General features: G+C 35.5%; 15 protein-coding genes. 14 read left to right on the top strand and 1 reads right to left on the bottom strand.

The annotated features are described in order from the left end of the window. Window positions 1–34: 34 nt before the first annotated feature. The 12 genes from CLAN_RS05190 (at window position 35) to CLAN_RS05135 (ending at window position 17,350) form a co-directional block, all read left to right on the top strand. A complete protein-coding gene (locus CLAN_RS05190) occupies window positions 35–2,818 on the top strand; it encodes a flagellin N-terminal helical domain-containing protein (protein WP_100590756.1) in 2,784 nt (927 codons plus the stop codon). Between the two features lie 118 nt (window positions 2,819–2,936). Next, window positions 2,937–5,117 carry an FtsK/SpoIIIE family DNA translocase gene (locus CLAN_RS05185; RefSeq protein WP_100590755.1) on the top strand — a complete coding sequence of 727 codons (2,181 nt, stop codon included), beginning with the start codon at window positions 2,937–2,939 and terminating at the stop codon, window positions 5,115–5,117. 20 nt (window positions 5,118–5,137) lie between these two features. Beyond that, window positions 5,138–5,398, top strand: coding sequence for a DUF2018 family protein (locus CLAN_RS05180; RefSeq protein WP_086245305.1), 261 nt, complete (start codon window positions 5,138–5,140; stop codon window positions 5,396–5,398). After that, entirely contained in the window at window positions 5,391–5,819 is a 429-nt protein-coding gene (locus tag CLAN_RS05175) for a hypothetical protein (RefSeq protein WP_096014462.1), read from the top strand. Before CLAN_RS05180 ends, CLAN_RS05175 begins: the two co-directional genes overlap by 8 nt. 8 nt (window positions 5,820–5,827) lie before the next feature. Then, the gene (locus CLAN_RS05170) at window positions 5,828–6,706 is read left to right on the top strand and encodes a polyprenyl synthetase family protein (RefSeq protein WP_096014463.1); all 879 of its coding nucleotides are present in this window, start codon (window positions 5,828–5,830) and stop codon (window positions 6,704–6,706) included. Further along, complete coding sequence (gene hemA, locus CLAN_RS05165; RefSeq protein ID WP_100590754.1) at window positions 6,706–7,968, top strand: glutamyl-tRNA reductase; 1,263 nt, start codon at window positions 6,706–6,708, stop codon at window positions 7,966–7,968. Before CLAN_RS05170 ends, hemA begins: the two co-directional genes overlap by 1 nt. Further along, the gene (locus CLAN_RS05160; RefSeq protein WP_100590753.1) at window positions 7,969–9,672 is read left to right on the top strand and encodes a proline--tRNA ligase; all 1,704 of its coding nucleotides are present in this window, start codon (window positions 7,969–7,971) and stop codon (window positions 9,670–9,672) included. Further along, a complete protein-coding gene (locus CLAN_RS05155; protein ID WP_096017074.1) occupies window positions 9,669–10,088 on the top strand; it encodes an FxsA family protein in 420 nt (139 codons plus the stop codon). Before CLAN_RS05160 ends, CLAN_RS05155 begins: the two co-directional genes overlap by 4 nt. Then, window positions 10,066–10,986, top strand: coding sequence for a hydroxymethylbilane synthase (hemC, locus tag CLAN_RS05150; protein ID WP_100590752.1), 921 nt, complete (start codon window positions 10,066–10,068; stop codon window positions 10,984–10,986). The genes CLAN_RS05155 and hemC overlap by 23 nt, the downstream gene beginning before the upstream one ends. Window positions 10,987–11,081: 95 nt before the next feature. Then, complete coding sequence (locus tag CLAN_RS05145; protein WP_100590751.1) at window positions 11,082–14,153, top strand: cytochrome c biogenesis protein; 3,072 nt, start codon at window positions 11,082–11,084, stop codon at window positions 14,151–14,153. An 18-nt stretch (window positions 14,154–14,171) separates the two neighbouring features. Beyond that, on the top strand, window positions 14,172–14,621 hold the full coding sequence (locus CLAN_RS05140) for a hypothetical protein (protein ID WP_096015381.1): 450 nt from the start codon (window positions 14,172–14,174) through the stop codon (window positions 14,619–14,621). A 173-nt stretch (window positions 14,622–14,794) separates the two neighbouring features. Beyond that, complete coding sequence (locus CLAN_RS05135) at window positions 14,795–17,350, top strand: bifunctional aconitate hydratase 2/2-methylisocitrate dehydratase (RefSeq protein WP_100590750.1); 2,556 nt, start codon at window positions 14,795–14,797, stop codon at window positions 17,348–17,350. Between the two features lie 156 nt (window positions 17,351–17,506). Here the strand turns inward: CLAN_RS05135 and CLAN_RS05130 are convergent, their stop codons facing one another. Beyond that, entirely contained in the window at window positions 17,507–19,441 is a 1,935-nt protein-coding gene (locus tag CLAN_RS05130; protein ID WP_100590749.1) for an LTA synthase family protein, read from the bottom strand. A 98-nt stretch (window positions 19,442–19,539) separates the two neighbouring features. On the opposite strand from CLAN_RS05130, the gene ispG reads away from it, so the two are divergent. Both ispG and CLAN_RS05120 read left to right on the top strand, forming a co-directional pair. Further along, on the top strand, window positions 19,540–20,601 hold the full coding sequence (gene ispG / locus CLAN_RS05125) for a flavodoxin-dependent (E)-4-hydroxy-3-methylbut-2-enyl-diphosphate synthase (protein WP_100591054.1): 1,062 nt from the start codon (window positions 19,540–19,542) through the stop codon (window positions 20,599–20,601). Window position 20,602: 1 nt separating this feature from the next. Continuing rightward, complete coding sequence (locus CLAN_RS05120; protein ID WP_415270430.1) at window positions 20,603–21,991, top strand: replicative DNA helicase; 1,389 nt, start codon at window positions 20,603–20,605, stop codon at window positions 21,989–21,991. Window positions 21,992–22,133: the final 142 nt, after the last annotated feature.

Genomic DNA, 22,133 nt, shown 5'->3' with positions numbered 1-22,133 from the left:
AATTAGCTTATAATTTTCTTAAAGGAGAGAGAAAATGCGTATCACGAATCAACTTATGAATTTCAATAATATATATAACTACCAAAAAAACTCAACCTCTTTATATCAATCCCATCAAGCCTTTAGCTCAGGGCTTAAAATCCAGCACTCTTATGAAGGGAGTGCGATCTATGTAGATGCGGCTAGATTGGAGTATGAGGGAAATTTGCTTAAACAAGTAGAGACTACCACCTTAAAAGCGACTGAATTTTCTAAAAATAGCGACCAAGCTTTAAATGACTTTGTATCTAAACTAACTGAATTTAAAACCAAACTTATCCAAGCTGCTAATGATATCCACGATGCCACATCTAGAAATGCTATCGCTAATGACTTAGAGGGGATTAAACAAAATTTAATTGATATCGCTAATACCACTATAAATGGCCAATACCTATTCTCAGGCACCGCTCTTGACACTATGCCTATCGATACTCTAGGCAATTACCATGGCAATGGTGAAACTATAAGCGCCGTTATCGGCACTAGTCAAACTGCGAAGTATAATATAGATGGGGAGTCTTTGTTTTTAGGTTCGGATAATGACTATAATAAAATTATTACAACAAATGTAAATTTGATTAACCACTATAATAGATTAGAAAATCCAGATGATCCAGTTAAATATGTAGAACTCACAGATGATCTAAGGGATCTAATCGGCGAAAATTATAGAAGCGAAGAGTTTAATAAAGCAAACCCACCTAAAACTGATGATTTTAGCATTGATAAATTAGGCAATGATTATAATACCACATTTTTCTTACAAGGTAGAAAGCCAGATGGCACTACCTTCGCTACTAAGATCACTATGACCCCAGACTCATCAATCCAAAGTTTATTAGATAATATCGGTTACGCACTAGGTAACGATAGAGATGATAAGAACAAAGTAGTAGAAGTAACGATGAATAACAGCGGTCAAATCGAGATCAAAGATATAAGAAATGGCAATCAAATGACCGAGCTTCATCTCTTTGGTCTAACACCACAGAAATCGACAGAAAAATACAATGTAGGTGGCTTTGAGATTAATATCGACCCAGCCACTTCAGCAAATTATAAGGTAACTACAACAAAAGATGCTAATGGCAATACAGAAATTAGCGCTACAAACATTAATAACAATCAAACTTACACTATAAGTGTAAATGCTCAAAATCAATTACAAGTTACTACAAATAATAATACAACCGTTATCCAAAATGTCAATAACCCATCAGCTTTAAATTTAAATGATTTAGGTAATAATGGTATTGATGCAAATGACTTTACCCAATTTGACCCAAATGACGCAGATCAAGTAAGAAATATGTCTAGCACTAATGTAAGGGATAAGGATGGCTCTTGGGTGAGTGTGAGTGATTTAAGCGATTTAGCCACGATAGAAGAGAATGTCAAAAATGGTAAAGTTTATCTAACTGAATTTATCAAAAGTAGCTTCAATGATATACTAGGAGTCAAAAATGACGCCACAGACTATAATAAACTACAATTTGAAAAAAATGATAATATCCTTACAGGCTCAGTCTCACAAGTAGTCAAAGGCACAAACGAATTTGCCACAGATGCAACCAAGATAAAAGATGTCGCCGGAGCGGGATTACAAGATAATGAAGATAGTAATATCACAATGCAGATCAAATCTAAAAATGGTAAATATTATCAAGTTAAGATAGATTTTAGCGATCCGCTCTCAGCTAGTGATCCTAAGGCCACGCAACTTACCATCACCGAAACCAACGCCGATGGAACGCCGATAATTCCGCAAGGTGGCCCAGTCTATCAAGGCAACATAATGCTAGGCAAGTATAATGAAATGACTAAGGTCACAGATGGAGTAGTAACTCAAGCCGATGATATAAGCTATAAACAGCTAAATGATATAGTAGCTATGGTAGCAGCGGGTAACTTGCCAGATGATAGAGTAGGTAATCAAGTAGCAAAAAATTTAAGTGATCAAAATTTATTTCCAGGTGTAACAATTAATAATGCTAATGATCTTAAAACAAGATTAAAAACCAATGTTAATGACCCCGCTACAGAAGCTATAATAGATCAAGCAGTAGATCAAGCAGTAGCCGGATTAAATTTTCCATTACAAGGAGATGTTAAACAAGAAGCCCTAGGCAAGGTAAAAGATCTTATAATTAATAACACAGATTATGCTACGGCTAGATTTGAAGCTTATAATAAAGCTGTAGATGCTGCTAATGCTAGTGTAAATGTAGAGCTAAACTACAGAGGCCAAATGCAAATCACAGACAAAAGCGCAACCGTATCAAATATAGAAATTTCTATTTTTGAGACTTTTAGTGCTAATAAACCTGAATTTGGTAAAGAGGCTAACTCCACAGTCGCAGGGTCGCTATTTAATTTTAATGCTAATAATATGATTAGTATCGATGAGCCAAGTGTGGATATATTTAAAGATTTAGATGATATGATCCAAGCTGTAAGAGATGGTAGCTACAGGGGAAATCCAGATGGTAACAATGCTAGAACTACCGGTATCCAAGGCGCTCTAAAAAGAATAGATCATATCCAAGACCATGTCAATAAACTCCACACACAAATTGGCTCATATACCAATGTCTTAGAGAGCTCAGGGACTAGAGCTAGTATGCTCTATGTCAATATAGAAAGTGTAAAAACTGATATTGTCGGTGCTGACTTGGGTGAGAGTATGCTGATTTATAAACAATATCTATTACAATTTGAAGCCATGCTACAAACTTCAGCTATGATAGGCAAAATCAGCTTACTAAACTATATGTAGAGAGCTTATCGGTATAGGCAAATGGTTTTGTAAATTTAAATTTAATTTAATGTAATTAAACTATATATAACCATAATTTTGCTATAATCCTCAGATTTTTATTAAGGATTTTGCGATTTTGCGAGAGATTTTGCTTGTTGTGGCTGTCTGTGTGCTTGTCTATATCGGTGTAGCGACTATCGTTCCAAATGCCTCTTTTGTGGGGAGTTATGGCGGTGTTTTGGGCTGGTATAATACAAGATTATTTGGCTATGTGTCATATTTTTATCCATTTATTTTGCTATATCCTGTTTATGGGCTATATAAATCGGCTAAATTTAACCTAAAAATAGCTGGGAATATCATCGGTGGGATAATGCTATTTTACTCATTTTTGCTATTTTGTTCTATGTTTGAGCCGATGGCTGGCGGTGTGATTGGCGGATTTAGCTCTGAAGCTCTTAGGAGTGTGATCGGTAGTGCTGGGACATTTATTTTTATTTTAATGATATTTTTTATCGCTTGTGGGCTTACATTTGATGATAGATTAGATGTGATGATTAAAAATGCTTTTGTAACTAAAACTAAATTTAACCAAACAAAAGAGCCAAAAGAGCCAAAAGTGGATAAAATTACCAAGATTAAAAACCAAAATAGTGATGAGATTACGATAAATTCAAAGAAAAGTAGCGATGAGATTTTAAGCTTAAAAGATGAAAGCCTAGATAATGAAATAACTCAAAATACCCAGTCAAATGCTAATTTAGATAGCCAAATTACTCAAGAGTCAAAAGATGATTTAGATGAGAATTTAGATTCTCATGAGCCGATATCTACGCCAAGTGGCGCTATTATCCTTAATGAAGTGGCTGAAAATAAAGAGCTTTTAAATCAGATAGAAAAGGGCAAAATAGAAAAGCCAAAAGATTTTAAACTACCAACGCTTGATTTTTTAAAGGATCCACCGAAGCGAAGTAAGAGCATAAATGAAGCTGAAATTGACCAAAAAATCGCTGATTTATTAGATAAATTAAGAAGATTTAAGATAGATGGAGATGTGGTGCGAACATACTCTGGGCCTGTGGTAACGACTTTTGAGTTTAAGCCCGCAGTTCATGTCAAGGTAAGCAAAATTTTGACCCTACAAGATGATTTGGCGATGGCTCTTAAAGCTCAAACTATTAGAATTCAAGCCCCAATCCCTGGCAAAGATGTAGTTGGGATAGAGATTCCAAATAAAAATATAGAGACTATATATCTAAAAGAGATATTACAAAGCGATATCTATAAAAATGCCAAAAGCGAGCTTACCTTAGCACTTGGCAAGGATATCGTAGGCGATCCATTTATAACTGACCTTAAAAAATTACCACACCTTTTAATCGCTGGAACCACAGGAAGTGGCAAAAGTGTTGGGATCAATGCGATGGTTTTAAGCCTTTTGTATCGTAATTCACCTAAAACTCTGCGCCTTATAATGATAGATCCTAAGATGCTTGAGTTTAGTATGTATAATGATATACCGCACTTGCTAACTCCAGTTATAACTGAGCCTAAAAAGGCCATAGCGGTCTTAGCGAATTTGGTTGCTGAAATGGAGCGTAGATATAGGATAATGAGCCAAACTCGCACAAAAAATATAGAGAGCTACAACGAAAAAATGAAAAAAGAAGGCGGTGAGACCTTGCCTTTTATAGTAGTTATAATAGATGAGTTGGCTGATCTTATGATGACAAGCGGCAAGGATGTGGAGTTTCATATCGGTCGCTTGGCTCAAATGGCTAGGGCTAGTGGAATTCATCTAATAGTAGCAACACAACGCCCAAGTGTAGATGTAGTAACTGGACTTATAAAGGCGAATTTACCAAGTCGCATAAGCTATAGAGTAGGGCAAAAAATCGATAGCAAGGTTATCTTAGATCAGATGGGAGCAGAGAGTTTGCTAGGGCGTGGAGATATGCTCTTTACACCACCTGGAAGCCCTGGAGTAGTCAGGCTACATGCGCCATTTGCTAGTGAAGAGGAGATTGATCATATAGCCGAGTTTTTAAAAGCTCAAGAGAGTGTAGTTTATCAAGAGAGCTTTTTAAAAGATGATAGCTCTAGTGGCGGTGGAAGTGGTGAGTTTAGTGGTGAGATAGATGAGCTTTATGATGAGGCTAAAGCGATAGTTTTAAGTGAAGAGAAGACCTCTATTAGCTACTTACAAAGGCGGTTAAAAGTAGGCTATAATAGAGCCGCTAGTATAGTAGAGCAGTTAGAGCAAAATGGAGTTTTAACCCCACCAAATGCCAAAGGGCAAAGGGAGATAATTCGTTAAATTTATTTATGGAGTGTAATTTGATATTTGATGATATTTTTGGCGGTGAGCCACGGGATAAATTTTTTGATATAGTCTATAATGCTAATCGAAATATAGTAGAAAATGAGATAGAAAATCTCTTTATCGAGCTTGTAGCTTTAAGAGAATTAGCTGAGAGTAGCGGGATTACTCAAACGCAAATAGATAGCTTTAAAGCCCTAAATCCACAAGCTATAAAAGATGGATTAAATGATATTTATATCGATATCACAGGGAAAATTTTAACTCAAAATGAGTAGATTGGCTCTTTGGTTTTTGCCGTTTTTTTGTGTTGGTATGCTTTTTGGTGTAGCACCAAAATGGACGCATCATAAGGAATTTATCCTTAAAAAAGATGAAAAAGCCAAGGTGATATTGATAGATAGACTTCACTTGATTCGTGATGAATTTGAGTTTTCATGGACGCTTTATGATAATACAAATTTAGTTGTACATACCAAATTTAGAAATTACCCACGACAGATAGTGCTTAGTCTTAGAAGGGGATTAGAGATGTATCATCAGCCTATTCTTGCTTTTATCAAAAATCCGCTTAATGATAGCGTGGATTTGTATTTGAATTTCAAAGAGTATAGAAGTTATGATGGTACGGTGGTTTTTGATACATATATAATGGATAAGACCTCTAGAGTGGAGATAGAGTATATACCAGATAGATAGGATGGGTTATGGTTGATAAGATTTTATATGAATTCATTAAAGATTGTGGCTACCAAAGAGCGCTTGATATGTTTGAAAATATCAGTAGTGGCAAGAAATTAAGAAGCAAATTGATCTTAAAAATAGCCGGAGAAAATCAAATTTCACTGAAACTTTGTGCGGTGATAGAGCTTATACATCTAGCAAGTTTATTACACGATGATGTTATAGATGACTCTACTATTAGGCGTGGTAAGCCTAGTATAAATGCGCTTTTTGGCTCTAAAAACGCAATAATGCTAGGTGATATCTTATACTCTAAGGGCTTTTATGAGATTGTAAGCTTAAATCCGCAAATTGCCAAAATCATCTCAAAAGCGGTTTTAGATCTTAGTATTGGCGAGATGATGGATGTGGATCTTGGGAGTAAATTTAGCCCAAATTTAGATGAATATCTAAAAATGATAGAGCTTAAAACGGCAGTCTTGATAGAAGCAGCAGCAAGGAGTGCGGCTATAATCGCCAAATTAGACGAGAGTGCGTATTCTATATATGGTAAAAATTTAGGCCTAGCGTTTCAGATAGTTGATGATATTTTGGATATTGTATCAGATGAGAATAAGCTTGGCAAACCAGCCTTTAATGACTATAAAGAGGGTAAAACTACTCTTCCATATATTTTTTTATATAATGCTTTAAACGCAGATGACAAAGAGATATTAAAAGGCCTTTGGGGTAAAGATCTAGATGATGGGCAGATTAGATGGATTAAGGATAAATTTAGCGAATTTAACATAGTTGAAAAATCCAAAGAATTTGCCAAAGAGCTTGGCTATAAAGCCATATCATCAGTGAGCGATGAGAGTCTAAGAGAGATAGTATCAAGTATGATAGATAGGGAGTTTTAATGCATTATATAAGTATTAGCTTTACGCATAAAAATACAGATATTAGTATCAGAGAGAAGCTATCATTTGCTGATGAGAGTCGCAAAAAAGAGATATTAAGACTATTAAGCGCCAATGAAAAAATCATAGAATCCATGGTGCTAAGCACCTGTAATAGAGTAGAAGTTTTTGCGTATGTAGCTGATATAAAAGAGTGTGTTAGGCATATTTTAAACTCAATATCTATTTTAACTCTTGTGCCATATGAGGCTTTGGAGCTTAGGGCTGATATATATGAAGATGATGGGGCTATCCACCATCTATTTGCCGTGGCTAGCTCACTTGATAGTCTTGTAATTGGCGAAACGCAGATAGCAGGTCAGTTAAAAGAGGCTTTTAAATTTGCTTATGATAATGGAAATTGCGGTGATAATGTCAGCTACGCTATACATTTTGCTTTTAAATGTGCTTCTAAAATTAGAGCCGCAACGACAATTAGCAAAAATCCCGTATCAGTCTCAAGTGTAGCAGTAGCAAAAGCCAAAGAGATATATGGCAATCTAGGTGGAATGAGTGCTGTAGTAGTGGGTGCTGGTCAGATGAGTGCCTTAGCATGTAAGCATCTTATTCACTCTAAGGTCAATGTAATTATAGTAAATAGAGATATCAATAGAGCTAAAAATTTAGCTAGTGAGCTAGGTGAGCTTGCTAGCGTGGCTGAATTTAGCAGATTAAAAGAGCTTATCAATAGATATCAACTCATATTTAGTGCCACGGGCGCCAATGAGCCTATAATAACTGATGAGATTATAGAGTCAGTTGAGTTTAATAGATATTTTTTCGATATCGCTGTGCCAAGGGATATTGATTTGAGTTATAGAGATAATATATCAGTTTATGCTGTTGATGACTTAGAAAGTATAGTAAAAAGCAATATCATGCTAAGAGAAGAGCAAGCTAGCACGGCATATGCAATCGTAGGTGCGATGACTAGCGAGTTTTTCAAGTGGCGCTCATCACAAAATAGCACGCCAGCTATAAAAGCCCTTAGATTTAAAGCTAAGAATATAGCTGAATTAGAGATAGAAAAAGCGATCAAAAAAGGCTATATCAAACGCTGTGATGAAAATGAGGCTAGAAAGCTAGTTCATCAAGTTTTCAAGGCATTTTTACACACACCAACTATGCGTTTAAAAGATAAAAATAGCGATGAGGTACTTGGTGTGCTTGAGTATCTATTTGATATTAAAATTGATAAAATAGAATTAAAAGAGGAAGAGTAGATGAAATTTACCAAATTATATATCCCAACACTAAAAGAGGCGCCAAAAGACGCAACCTTGCCTAGCCATCAGTTTTTGCTTAGGGCTGGATTTATCCAACAAACTGGTAGTGGGCTTTATAACTTCTTACCACTTGGCAAAAGGGTTTTAAGAAAGATAGAAAATATCATTAGAGATGAGATGGATAAAGCTGGAGCAAATGAAGTATCTATGAGTTTTGTCGTGCCTAGTGAATTATGGAAGCAAAGTGGGAGATTTTTTAAATTTGGAAGTGAGCTTTTAAGATTAAATGATAGAAAAGGCAATGACTATATCTTAGGGCCAACGCATGAAGAGAGCGTGGTGGATATGGTGCGTGGAAGAGTAAATAGCTATAAGCAACTACCTTTGAATTTATATCAAATTGGATTAAAATTTAGAGATGAGGCAAGGCCTAGATTTGGGCTTTTGAGATGTCGTGAGTTTATAATGAAAGATAGCTATAGTTTTCATTCTAGTTATGAAGATTTAAAGCGTGAGTTTGATCTTATGCAAGAGACTTATAGCAAGATTTTTACTAGACTTGGGCTAAATTTTAGATGCGTTGAAGCTGATAGTGGCGCAATTGGTGGAAGCGGAAGTAAAGAATTTATGGTATTAGCTGATAATGGCGAAGATGATATATTGATAAGTGATAGCTCAGATTACGCTGCTAATATAGAAGCGGCCAAAAGAGCTAAGCGAACTTGTGAGCTAGAGCGCCCTAAGAGCAATGGAATGCTTAAATTTCATACGCCTAATTGTAGCACTATCGCAAGTGTGAGTGAGTTTTTTAAAGTTGATCCATTTTATACTATTAAGGCTGTTATCAAAAAAGCTATATATGAAGATAGAAGCGAAGTTGTGATATTTTTTCTAAGGGGAGATGATGAACTTCAAGAGACTAAGGCCTTAAATGCTTGTGGGGCATTAGAGCTATTAGACGCTGATGAAAAGGATATTAGCGAAGCTAAATTAGTAGCTGGATATTGCGGGCCAATCGGGCTACCTGAGGGGGTGAATTTCTATATTGATAGTGAGCTTGATGGCGAATATGAGATGATTTGCGGAGCAAATCAAAAAGATTATCACGCTATTGGCGTAAGCATTATAAATTTCAATAAAGATAGATTTAAGGATTTAGTAGCTATCAAAGATGGGGATAAAGCCCTTGATGGTGGGAGATTGAGCCTTACAAAAGGGATTGAAGTCGGCCATATATTTCAATTAGGCGATAGGTATTCAGCAGCGATGGATGCTACATTTTTAGATGAAAATGGCAAGGCAAAGCCGTTTATAATGGGTTGTTATGGTATAGGAGTGAGTAGGTTAGAAGCTGTGATTATAGAGTCTAGCCATGATGATAAGGGATGCGTATGGAAAAAAGAGTGCGCTCCATTTAGCGTCCATATCATAGTATCAAATTTCAAAGATGAAGCCCAAGCTAAATTCGCCCTAGAGCTTGAAAATAGCCTTGAAAATGCTCAAATAGAGGTGCTTTTAGATGATAGGGATGAGAGATTTGGGGTTAAGATGGCGGATTTTGAGCTGATTGGTAATCCATTTGGTGTGGTTGTAGGTAAGGGGCTTTCAAATGGCGAAGTCGAGTTAATAATCCGTGATGGATTAATAAAAGAAAAGATCGCAAGTAGCGATATTTTAGCTAGATTAAAAGAGCTTGTATGATTAGAATTTCTTTACTTCCTTATATATTTTTAGAGATAGTTTTGGTGGTTTTATATATATTGGAATTTGGATTTTTGAGCTTTTTTGTTGAGATTTTTCTTAGTGCTATTATCGGTGTGATTTTGTTATTTAATTATGGATTTTCAAATTTATTTAACAATATAAATTATTTTAATATTAGAGATATTTTTGGTAGTTTGAGCCTAGCTATTGGAGGATTTGCTCTTATAATTCCTGGAATGTTAAGCGATATTTTTGGTTTAGTTGTGATTTTGATCGCTTTGGGATTGAAGCTTTATTCTAAATTTGGTGGCACTAAATATAGTGATCAAACCTATCAATCTAAATATGATGATGAGATAATAGATGTAGAGATTATAGAGGAGAGGGATTATGAATATAAGAATCGCAAGTAGAAATAGTGCCTTAGCACTTTGGCAGACATATCACATTAGAGATCTATTATTTGCCCTTGGGCATAGCGTTGAGATTATCACTATGAAAACCAAAGGCGATGTGATCTTAGATACACCATTAGCTAAGATTGGTGGCAAGGGGTTATTTACTAAAGAGCTAGAAAACGCTATGTTAGAAGGTAGAGCAGATATCGCAGTCCATAGCCTAAAAGATGTCCCTACAACATTTCCAAATGGCCTTAAACTAGCTTGTGTGTGTAGCAGAGAAGATGTCAGTGACGCTATGCTAAGTATGAAATTTAAAAGCTTTCATGAACTTCCAAATAACGCTAAAATAGGCACTACATCCTTGCGTAGGCGAATGCAACTTCTAGCCCTTAGACCTGATCTTGATATCATCTCACTTCGTGGAAATGTAAATTCTAGAATCTCCAAGCTTAGAGATGGCGAATTTGATGCTATTATACTTGCTGTAGCAGGGATAAATAGATTGAATTTATCCAAAGAGGTAAATTATATCTCACCTCTTAATACCATAGCAGCGATGGGACAGGGTGCTTTGGGTATTGAGGCTATAGATAGAAGCGATATTTTAGAGGCTATTGAGTTTTTAAATGATGAAAAAAGCGTGATAGAGACGACTATTGAGAGGGCATTTGTCCATAAACTAAATGGCGGATGTCAAGCTCCAATTGGTGTAAATGCTAGTTTAAATGGCGATAAAATCATAGTTAAGGCTATTTTAGGCACCCCAGATGGGAAGGAAATTTTAAGAGATGAAAGGCTCTTTGATAAGAGTGATTATAAGGTAGCAGGCGATATTTTGGCTGATGAGTTTATAAATAAAGGAGCTAAGGAGATTTTGGCTAGGGCTGAAGAGATAGCAAGTCGAATTTGAGTAATAAAATAATTTTATTTTAAGGAAAAATTATTTTAAAAATGTTTATTTATATTTAATATAATCGCAAACTAATTTTTTTAGTGAGGGCATTTATGGGTATTATTCATAAATTATTTTTTAGTATGGGCTCAGCTGTTGTATTTTTCTTGATTTTTGCGTTTGCTAGTGGTGCTGCGACAATTATTGAGAGCGTTTATAATACACAAACTGCTTGGGCTTTGGTCTATGGTGCTGGATGGTTTGCGTTAATTCAGCTGATTTTGGGGGTGAATTTAGTTTATAATATCTATGAATATAAACTTTTTAAGCTTAAAAAACTCCCCGCTTTTATATTTCATTTAAGCTTTTTATTTATCTTAGTTGGTGCTGGTATCACGAGATATTTTGGTTTTGAAGGGCATATGAGTATCCGTGAAAACGATAGTAGCAACGAGATAAGAACAATGCAAAGCTATATTCAAATGATCTCAAGCGATGGTAATAATACCTACACAGTATCTGAGCCAAAGTATATATCTAGTACTATTGGAAATGATTTTAATCTAAGACTCAATATCCATGATAAATTGGCCACTTTGAAATATAAAGATTTTACCTCAAATGCTACGCCAGCTTGGATCGATAGTCCTAATGGTGAGGCGGTTTTGGAGCTTATGTTTTCTGATGAAAGTAATAGCGAGTCAGTCACTATGAAACTTGGGGATAAATTTGAAGTTGGCGATATGAGCTTTAGCTTTGGTGCCAAACCTACAAAATCCAAATATATCCAAATTTATATTAAAGATAGTAAATTTTATATAAAAACCAATCAAGATATAAGCTATATGGTGATGAGCGATATGAGTAAAGGCGAATTACCAAAAGATAAAGAAGTTGAATTTGCGGGGCTTAGATTATATAGCATTGGTGGTGTGAATTTCGCACCTAGAACGATGAAGGTAAGTGCTATAAAAGGTGTGAAAAAAGCCGGCGAAAATGTAGTTGGAGCAGATACTATCATAGCAACCCTAAGCTATAATAACGATAGCAAAGATGTTGCGATATTGAGCAATTACCCGCCTGAAGCAGTGGAGGTCGGCGGACAGAAATTCTATGTAGCGTGGTCACCGATGGCTATAACCTTGCCATTTAGTATCTATCTAAAAGATTTTGAGTTAGCTAGATATCCTGGATCAAACTCACCAATGAGTTATAGCAGTGATGTAGTCGTAGAAGATGGGGATTTTAAGATGGATTATAGAATTTATATGAATAATGTGCTGGATTATAAGGGGTATAGATTTTTCCAAAGTAGCTATGATGCTGATGAAGGTGGTACTATCTTATCAGTCAATAGCGATCCGGGCAAATGGCCTACATATATTGGATATTTCTTATTAACTTTAGGACTTTTATTAAATATCTTTAATCCAAATTCTAGATTTAGAAAACTTGCTAAGGCTGTCAATGAAGCAAATACCAAAGCAATCTGTGCTATTTTGGTTGCTGGGATAGCGATTTTTGGGGCTAATAAAAGTTACGCTCTATCAATGCCACAAATCCCGCAAAGCCATCTTGATAAGGTATCAACTCTAATTATCCAAGGTCCAGATGGTAGAATGAAGCCTTTTGATACAATGGCACATGAAATTTTAAATAAAATTTATCGCAGTGATAAGTTTCAATCTATGAATCCTAATGCTGTATTTTTATCTATGATGGCAAATTCAGAGAGTTGGCGATCAGTGCCGATAATCAAAATTAGCGATGATGAGTTAAAGAAGATTTTAGGAATTCCAAAAAGTCAAAAATATGCTAGTTTTGATGATTTCTTTGGCCCTAATAAAGATGGTCAAATCGAGTATAAATTGATTAAATTCACAGAACTTGCTAATCGCAAAGCGCCAGCTACAAGGGGGCTTTTTGATAAAGATGTCTTAAAAGCTGATGAGAAGTTAAATATTCTTTATATGGTATTTATAGGCGAGATGTTTAGAGTAATACCTAAAATTGATGATTTTAACAACACTTGGCTAAGCCCAGGTGGGGCACTTATGGAGCTTAGCGGTGAAGAAGCTTCAAATGTCGCTATAATGTTACAAAGATACTTCACTGCTGTTTTAGAATCTCAAGATAGTGGAGATTGGAGTAAAGCTGATGAAGCCATAGAAGCTATCAAAGCTTATCAAGCTGAATTTGGCTCATCTGTAATGCCTACTAGTGATAGAGTGAGTTTGGAATTATTATTTAATAAATATAAAATATTTCAAAATTTAACCCCTGTTTATCTCTTAGCTGGTTTGACGCTTTTAGCGGTGGTATTTGTCAAAATGCTACGCCCTAGAGTTAGGATAAATTTAATCTTTAAAATTGCCTATTGGGTCAATATCTTAGCATTTATCGCTCACACTATCGGTATGGGACTTAGATGGTATATCGCAGAGCATGCGCCTTGGAGTGATGGATATGAGAGCTTGGTATTTATCGCTTGGTGTTTGGCATTTAGCGGGACAATGTTTGCTAGAAGTTCGGCTATATCACTAGCTTTGACATCTATTTTAGCCGGAGTTACTCTATTTGTAGCTCATCTTAGTTGGCTAGATCCACAAATTACAAATTTAGTGCCGGTTTTAAAAAGTTATTGGCTTACAATCCATGTAAGTGTAATAACAGCTAGTTATGGATTTTTAGGGCTTTGCGCTCTTCTTGGGCTATTTACTTTGGTTTTATTTGCACTTCAAGGCAAAAATGAGAATAAAGAGCTTACTAGAAATATAATTGAAGCTACTAGAATCAATGAAATGGCGATGATTTTAGGTCTTAGCTTGCTTGTTGTAGGTAACTTCTTAGGCGGTGTCTGGGCTAATGAGAGTTGGGGAAGATACTGGGGCTGGGATAGCAAGGAGACTTGGGCTTTGGTTAGCATTTTAGTCTATGCGGCTGTAGTTCATATGAGATTTATACCAAAAGTAAATTCACAATACGCCTTCGCTGTGGCATCTATGTTTGCTTATAGTGCGATTATAATGACCTATTTTGGAGTGAATTTCTATTTAGTTGGTATGCATAGTTATGCGGCTGGTGACGCTGTGCCTGTGCCAAATTTCGTTTGGATTGGCGTGCTTGTGATGATTATTGTAAGTTTGCTTGCTTATCGCAATAGAAGGTATAGTGTTAGATTATAGTTTGCTTAGGAGGATCTGTTGAACGAGAGCATTATATTTAATGAGAATTTTGTATTTATTGCGATGGTCATTGTGGCCATCGTTTTGGGTATTGTAGGGGTTATAGTTGTTAAATCTTTGAAAAAAGAGAAAAAACCCCAAAAAGCACCACCAACACAAACTAACAATGATTCTAATATCACATTAGAAGATCTTATCATCATTGTTTCAGATAAAAAATCAAGCAAAGAAGAGATAGCAAAAGCGGTTTTGTATTTTGTCAAGAAATTTCCATTTCCGCCTAAAACAAATGGCCGTGTTCCATCTAATGCGATTGCGTATCTTAAATTTGTTTCACTTGTGGCAGGACATAAAAAATCAGATGCCAAACTAATCTCATATATGACAAATGAGCTTGATAAATCAAATTTTGACTACATTAGTGAGATTGAACAATACAAAAATATCGGACTTCGCTCACGCATGTAATCTTAAAATTAGCTATTAAATTTGTATAAATTTAATAGCTAATTTATCTTAATTTAAATTTTTATATCTAGAAAATTTAAAATATACTAAAAGATAAAATCTAAGTTATTTTTTACTACTAAATTTTTATTTTTTTTGGTAGAATAATCAAAAATTTTTTTTAAAGGATGAAAATGGGCTTTTTTGAACAATACAATAGCGCCAAAGATGAACGCGCAAAACTTGGTATTCCACCACTTCCACTTACTAAAGAGCAGACAAAAGAGGTATGCGAATTACTTAAATCATCTGCTAGTGCTGAACTTGTTGATTTGTTAGCAAATCGTGTCAATCCAGGCGTTGATGACGCAGCTAAGGTTAAAGCTGAGTTTTTAAATGAGATTATAAATCACGGCTTAAATTGTAGTTTGATTAGCAAAATTGATGCTGTAAAAATGCTTGAGCCAATGCTTGGCGGATATAGCGTTATAGTGCTTGTGGCTACTCTTAGAAGTAGTGATGAGAGTGTAGCAAAAGCTGCAGCTGATGTATTAAAAAATACAATTTTTGTTCATGATTACTTCAATGATGTAGCACACCTTGCTAAAGAGGGAAACAAATTTGCTGCTGAAGTTATCAAAAGTTGGGCAAATGCTGAGTGGTTTAAATCTAGAGATGATATCCCTGAAAAGATCGAGGCTATAGTATTTAAAGTCCCAGGCGAGACTAATACTGATGATCTAAGTCCAGCTAGTGAGGCATTTAGCCGCTCAGATATACCACTTCACGCAAATGCTATGTTAATGAAACGCCAACCAGGTAGTTTAGAAAAAATTGCCGAGCTTAAAAAAAGCGGTCGTGAAGTTGTCTATGTAGGTGATGTAGTTGGAACAGGTAGCTCAAGAAAGAGCGGTATCAACTCAATTCAATGGCATATAGGTCGTGAAATTCCAGGAATTCCAAACAAAAAAACAGGTGGCGTAATCCTAGGTAGCATTATCGCTCCAATATTCTTTAACACTGCTGAAGATAGTGGTGCTTTACCAATTATTGTAAATGTAGATGGCTTAGAAACCGGTGATGAGATTGAAATTTACCCACACAAAGGCGAAATAGTAAAAGATGGTAAAGTGATAAAAACTTTCAAACTTGAGCCAAATACTCTAAAAGATGAAGTAAAAGCCGGTGGTAGAATTCCACTAATCATAGCTAGAAGCCTATGTGCTAAGGCTAGGGCAGAGTTAGATTTAGGTAGTGAAGATATCTTTACTAAACCAGCACAACCAGCAAGTGATGATAGCGCAGGTTACACTCTAGCACAAAAAATGGTCGGCCGTGCTTGTGGCTTAGATGGTGTTCGCCCAGGTATGTATGTAGAGCCTATCACTCTAACAGTAGGTAGCCAAGATACAACAGGTCCAATGACAAGAGATGAGATAAAAGAGCTTGCAAGTCTTGGATTTTCAGCTGATTTTGTATTACAAAGCTTCTGTCACACAGCAGCTTATCCAAAACCAACAGACGCTTTAATGCATAAAACTTTACCAGATTTTATGATTAGTCGTGGTGGTGTGAGCTTAAAACCAGGTGATGGCGTTATTCACTCATGGTTAAATAGAATGGTTTTACCTGATTCAGTAGGAACAGGTGGGGACTCTCATACTCGTTTCCCTATCGGTATAAGCTTCCCAGCAGGTAGTGGTCTAGTGGCTTTTGCGGCGGTTTTAGGCTCAATGCCATTAAATATGCCAGAGTCAGTTTTGGTAAGATTTAGCGGTAAGATGCAACCGGGCATAACTCTAAGAGATCTAGTAAATGCTATCCCATATTACGCTATCAAAAAAGGTCTTTTAACAGTAGAGAAAAAAGGCAAAATAAATGTATTTGCCGGTAAAGTGCTTGAGATTGAAGGCTTACCAGATCTTAAAGTAGAACAAGCATTTGAATTAAGCGACGCAAGTGCTGAAAGAAGTGCCGCAGCATGTGCTATCGCTCTAAATAAAGAGCCTGTAATAGAGTATCTAAAATCCAATATAACCCTAATTGACGCTATGATAGAAGCAGGATATGGCAGTGATAAAACTTTAGCTCGTCGCCGTGATAAGATGAAAAAATGGCTAGAAAATCCAGAGCTATTACAAGCTGATAAAAATGCGAAATACCACACTATAATTGAGATCAATATGGATGAGATCACTGAACCGATTTTGGCGTGTCCAAATGACCCAGATGATGTGGCTACTCTAAGTGAAATTCTAAATGATCCAAAACGCCCTAAAAATATAGATGAAGTTTTCGTAGGTAGCTGTATGACAAATATCGGCCATTATAGAGCTTTAAGCGAAGTCTTAAAAGGCGAAGGTCAAGTGCCTACTAGATTATGGGTTGTTCCACCTACAAAAATGGATGAAGCCCAATTAAGAGCCGAGGGTAGATACTCACTATTTGGTGCAGTCGGTGCTAGGACAGAGGTACCAGGATGCTCACTATGTATGGGTAACCAAGCTAGAGTCGCTGATAATGCTATAGTATTCTCAACCTCTACAAGAAACTTTGATAATCGTATGGGTATGGGCGCTCAAGTTTATCTAGGTTCTGCTGAGCTTGCAGCGGTGTGTGCTATGCTAGGAAGACTTCCAAGTGTAGAAGAGTATATGAAAATTGTCCCAGCTAAACTTGCTGGTAAAGAAGCTGAAATTTATAAATATCTAAATTTCAATCTAATTGATAATTATAAATTAGAAGATTAATTATACTCGCTTAAAATCTAAGCCCTATAATTTTGATAGGGCTTAGCTATTTAACTTAAATTATTTAAAATTTAGTTAGAATTTAATCTAAATAGATTTATCACTTTTAAATTTAATCTTTAAATTCAATCACTCTTTAAATCCTACAACGCCCATTTACTCTACAAGCCCAAGTCGCAAAGCTAATGCGTGATAGATATAATCTTCATAAAGCTTGTGAAATTTAGCCTTATTATCGCTTGGTTTAAACGCTTCATCGCTGTTTTTTAGCGTTTGGGAGTTTTGAAATTTATATTTAGAGTTATTAAAATTTGGATAAATTCCATCACTATCGGCCCAAACATTTATATGCATAGCAAACTCAAATCTCTCATCACTAGGCTTAGAGAGCATATTTTTACCACCTATATTTAGGTATTTTGTCTCATTTAAACTAAGATTGTATAGAGTTGGAAATATATCTTTGTGCGAGCCGATTCTATCTTTGTCATAATAGATATTATTTTGTAAATTTTGTGGTATATATAGATAAAATGGCACACTAATCCCAAAAGCTATCTCATTTTTATAATCAAATTTATACTCTCTATTAGCATGATCGCCTGAAGCAGCTACTATGATATTATCTTTAAATTTACTATTTTTGATATTGTTTAGATACTCTCCAAAGGCGTTATTAGCATATTTATAGGCACTCAAAAGTGCTTTATAGTCAGTAGCATATCTATCAATCTCAGAGCTATTTAGATCTAAATTTAATTGGCTTTTGTCATTGTGTAGATATGGTGGGTGATTAGATATGGTAAGCGATATTATGAGTGTTGGGGTTGTGGCGTTATCTAAGATCTCGTAAATCTTATTATACATATACTCATCTTTGATTCCGTAAGGGTGTTTAGAGGTATTTGCGGTTGGATATTGGTTTATAAGTATTGTTTCATCTACTATATCATCTACGCCTTGAGCTTTTAAAAAGTAATTTATATTATACCAAGCAGAATTCCCCGCATAAGCAAAAACCACTCTATAGCCAGCTTTTTTATAGATATCAATAACTGATAAAGGTAGCTTAGTCTTTTGAAATTTGCTACTTGTGAGATTGATTATAGGGCTTTGAAATAGTATTCTATTTAAGCTATCTATTGTCCCGTTAGTTGATGGCAAAAATCTTTTGAATACAAAATCGCTTTGAAAATGGCTATATAATGAGCCTAAAAGAAGCTTTTCTAATCTCTCATCCTCTTGTAATAACCCAAGCCCAAAACTCTCCATAAGGTTAAAATGTATATGCATTTTAGCGTGATTTGGATTTTGAGAAGTTGTGTTAAATAGTGGAAATAAGCTCTTTTCAAACTCTTTGATTCTACTCATCTTTACAGATGGGAAATTGGCTTGATTTTTATACTCTTTTATCGCCCAAGATAGTGCCATAATAGGATTAGTAGAGATTTCATTAAATGGCTTAAATGTGCTAAATTGATATGTAGAGGCTCTAAGTGCGTTATAGCTTACATGTCCTCTTAAAGCAACGATATATCCATAAATCAAGATGATATTACAAATTATCAATACCCAAAGCGGTTTGGTGTTTTTAGGGAATTTGAGATTTAAAATTTTTTTATTTAAATATATAGAAAAAATAGCGAAAACCACCGCAGATATAACTATCAAAACCACCGGATAATCTCTATAAATAATGGATAATAAAGCCAAGGTATCATCATCTTTAAGCCCAAATATAAACATATCAATCTTATTTTGATAAATTTGATAATAGTAGTAGTTGATAAATGCGAAAATAGCCACGATAAATGACACAATGGCTATATAAATGCTAGAGATAATTTGATAAAATTTGGCTAAATTTAATCTGATAAATCCACCCAAATAGCTAAGAAATCCACATAAAAATATAGGCAAAAATATAGCACTAAAAGTCCGCATATCATGCCCAAGCCCATGCCAAAATACCCCCCCCCAATCATCAATATCACGCTCAATTAGGTTATATAGCATCACCGCTCTCATAAGAGCAAAGATAGCCATATATATGGCTGTAAAGATGAGAATTTGGGCTATGATTTTTCGCATTAATTTCCTTAAATTTGCTATTTTAATTTGGTATTTTACAATATTTTTATTAAATTTTAGATAGACTTATGGCTTTAAAATTTATTTGAGTGATGATAATGCAAAGATACAAAACAAGACAAATTCAAGTAGGCAGTGTAAAGATAGGTGGCGACGCTCCTATCAGTGTTCAGTCAATGACATTTTCTAAAACAAGAGATGTAGCTGGTACTTTAGAGCAGATTAACCGCTTATATTTTGCGGGGTGCGATATAGTGCGGTGTGCTGTCTTTAATAAAGATGATATAGAAGGGCTTAGGCAGGTTAAAAAAGATAGCCCACTGCCGATCGTGGCTGATATACACTTTAACCATCTTTATGCCTTGGCTGTGGCTGAATTTGTAGATGCTATTAGGATAAATCCGGGTAATATCGGTGGTAAAGAGAAGATTAAAAAGGTGGTAAATGCTTGTAAAGAGCGAAATTTGCCTATAAGAATTGGTGTAAATAGCGGTAGCTTAGAAGAGCAGTTTGAGCAAAAATATGGCAGAAGCGTCAAAGCTATGGTGGAGAGTGCTTTGTATAATATTAAGCTTTTAGAAGATTTTGATTTTAGAGATATTGCTGTGAGTTTAAAAAGCAGTGATACGGCAAACACAATGGCAGCATATAGAGCGTTGCGTCCAATGGTGGATTATCCATTCCATTTAGGGGTTACAGAAGCTGGAACGACATTTCACGCTACGATAAAATCAGCTATAGCGCTTGGTGGGCTTTTGATGGAGGGGATCGGTGATACTATGAGAGTTAGTATCACAGGAGAGCTTGAAGAGGAGATTAGAGTAGCTAAGGCAATTTTACAAGATAGCGGAGTCCAAAAAAGTGGATTAAATATCATCTCATGTCCTACATGTGGTAGGCTCCAAAGCGATTTAGTAAGCGCTATAAAGATAGTAGAAGAGAAGACCGCTCACATAACCGCACCATTAAATATAAGCGTAATGGGCTGTATAGTAAATGCTATTGGAGAGGCCAAAGGAGCCGATGTGGCTATCGCTTTTGGCAAGGGAAATGGGCTTATAATGCGTCATGGAGAGGTGGTAGCTAGACTGCCTGAATCACAATTGGTAGATAGGTTTTTAGAAGAGATTGATGATGAATTGAAGGCTAGAAATGGATAATATAAGCTCGAATTTATATGATTTGGATATGGAGCGCTCGATATTGAGTGCGATACTATTTGAGCAAGATAATTTGGGTGAAATTTATGATATTATCAGCCCAAAAGATTTCTATTTAAAAGCTCATGAAGATATATTTGCAGCTATGCAAAGTTGCTTAAATAGTGATGATCCAGTAGATATAGCCTTTGTTAAAAAGCATTTGGGGATTAAATTTAATGAAGAGGTTTTTAATAGCGTTTTAACTACAAATTCAATCCTAGATATCAAAAAATACGCCACAGAACTTAAAGAATTTTCAATCAAAAGATCGCTAGTCAAAGTAGCAAATCAAATTCCATCTAAGGTAAATGAAAATAAGCTTGGCCGTGATATGGTAGATGATATTAGTAGTGAGATCTATGCACTTGTAGATGGCACTAGCAATGGAGTTGTTAAAAATGCCAAAGATATTATAATTGAGCTAGTTGAGGAGCTAAATAAACAAAAATTAGCCAAAGATCATGAAGTTGTGGGATTGGATACTGGATTTAGGGGATTAAATGAAAGGACAAAAGGGTTTAAAGATGGCGATTTAGTAGTGATCGCAGCTAGACCGGGGATGGGTAAGACGGCTTTTGTTTTGAACTTAGTCCAAAAGGTTTTAGATCAGAATTTAGGTGTGGTATTTTTCTCTTTAGAGATGCCAGCAACTCAATTAATGCTAAGAATGCTAAGTGCTAAAACATCTATTGCTTTACAAAATATCATGGCATCTGATATGGATAATGATGAGATAGAAAGGCTAAATAGCGCTTGTGATGCAATGAGCGGGAAAAAGCTCTTTGTCTATGATAGTGGCAACGCTACAATCCATCAAGTCAGAACACAAATGAGAAAGCTCAAAAGCTCACACCCAGAGATAAAATTATGCGTAATAGATTATATAGGTTTGATGACAAACTCATCAGCATATAGCGATAGGCACTTGCAAATCGCAGAGATTTCAAGGGGATTAAAGCTCTTAGCTAGGGAGTTAAATTTGCCTGTCGTGGCACTTTCTCAGCTCAATAGAAGCTTAGAATCAAGAGCAAACAAACGACCAATGTTAAGCGATTTAAGAGAATCAGGAGCGATAGAACAAGACGCTGATACTATACTCTTTGTATATAGAAATGAAGTATATTTAGAACAAGAAGAGAAAGAAAAAGAGCAAAAAGCCAAGCTAGAAGGCAAAGAGTATAAATCGCAATTTAAAAAAAATAAGCTAGAAGAGAGCGCAGAGATAATAATCGGTAAAAATAGAAATGGCCCAACAGGCACGATAGAGCTAGTATTTCAGCCAACCTTTACCCGCTTTGTAGAAAAACATGAAAATTATCCCGTAGAGAGTGTAACTTTCGAAGGTTAAATTCGCTTTATTCACATAATTTTATTTAAATTCACAATTATGCTTAAAATAAGATAAATCAAATTTATCAATACTTTAAGCTTAAAGTGTGAATTTATGGTATTTTGATGAGATTTTCACATTGTGAAAAAGCGGTGAATAA

The sequence above is a fragment of the Campylobacter lanienae NCTC 13004 genome (assembly GCF_002139935.1).
Taxonomy (GTDB): Bacteria; Campylobacterota; Campylobacteria; order Campylobacterales; family Campylobacteraceae; genus Campylobacter; species Campylobacter lanienae.
Note: the sequence above shows the minus strand (reverse complement) of the source record. Positions and strands in the feature narration are given on the sequence as shown.

Coding starts and splice junctions, on each gene's coding strand:
- hemA (WP_100590754.1), top strand. CDS start 6,706: ATGCATTATATAAGTATTAGCTTTACGCATAAAAATACAGATATTAGT.
- CLAN_RS05155 (WP_096017074.1), top strand. CDS start 9,669: ATGATTAGAATTTCTTTACTTCCTTATATATTTTTAGAGATAGTTTTG.
- CLAN_RS05170 (WP_096014463.1), top strand. CDS start 5,828: ATGGTTGATAAGATTTTATATGAATTCATTAAAGATTGTGGCTACCAA.
- CLAN_RS05160 (WP_100590753.1), top strand. CDS start 7,969: ATGAAATTTACCAAATTATATATCCCAACACTAAAAGAGGCGCCAAAA.
- hemC (WP_100590752.1), top strand. CDS start 10,066: ATGAATATAAGAATCGCAAGTAGAAATAGTGCCTTAGCACTTTGGCAG.
- ispG (WP_100591054.1), top strand. CDS start 19,540: ATGCAAAGATACAAAACAAGACAAATTCAAGTAGGCAGTGTAAAGATA.
- CLAN_RS05135 (WP_100590750.1), top strand. CDS start 14,795: ATGGGCTTTTTTGAACAATACAATAGCGCCAAAGATGAACGCGCAAAA.
- CLAN_RS05190 (WP_100590756.1), top strand. CDS start 35: ATGCGTATCACGAATCAACTTATGAATTTCAATAATATATATAACTAC.
- CLAN_RS05145 (WP_100590751.1), top strand. CDS start 11,082: ATGGGTATTATTCATAAATTATTTTTTAGTATGGGCTCAGCTGTTGTA.
- CLAN_RS05175 (WP_096014462.1), top strand. CDS start 5,391: ATGAGTAGATTGGCTCTTTGGTTTTTGCCGTTTTTTTGTGTTGGTATG.
- CLAN_RS05130 (WP_100590749.1), bottom strand. CDS start 19,441: ATGCGAAAAATCATAGCCCAAATTCTCATCTTTACAGCCATATATATG.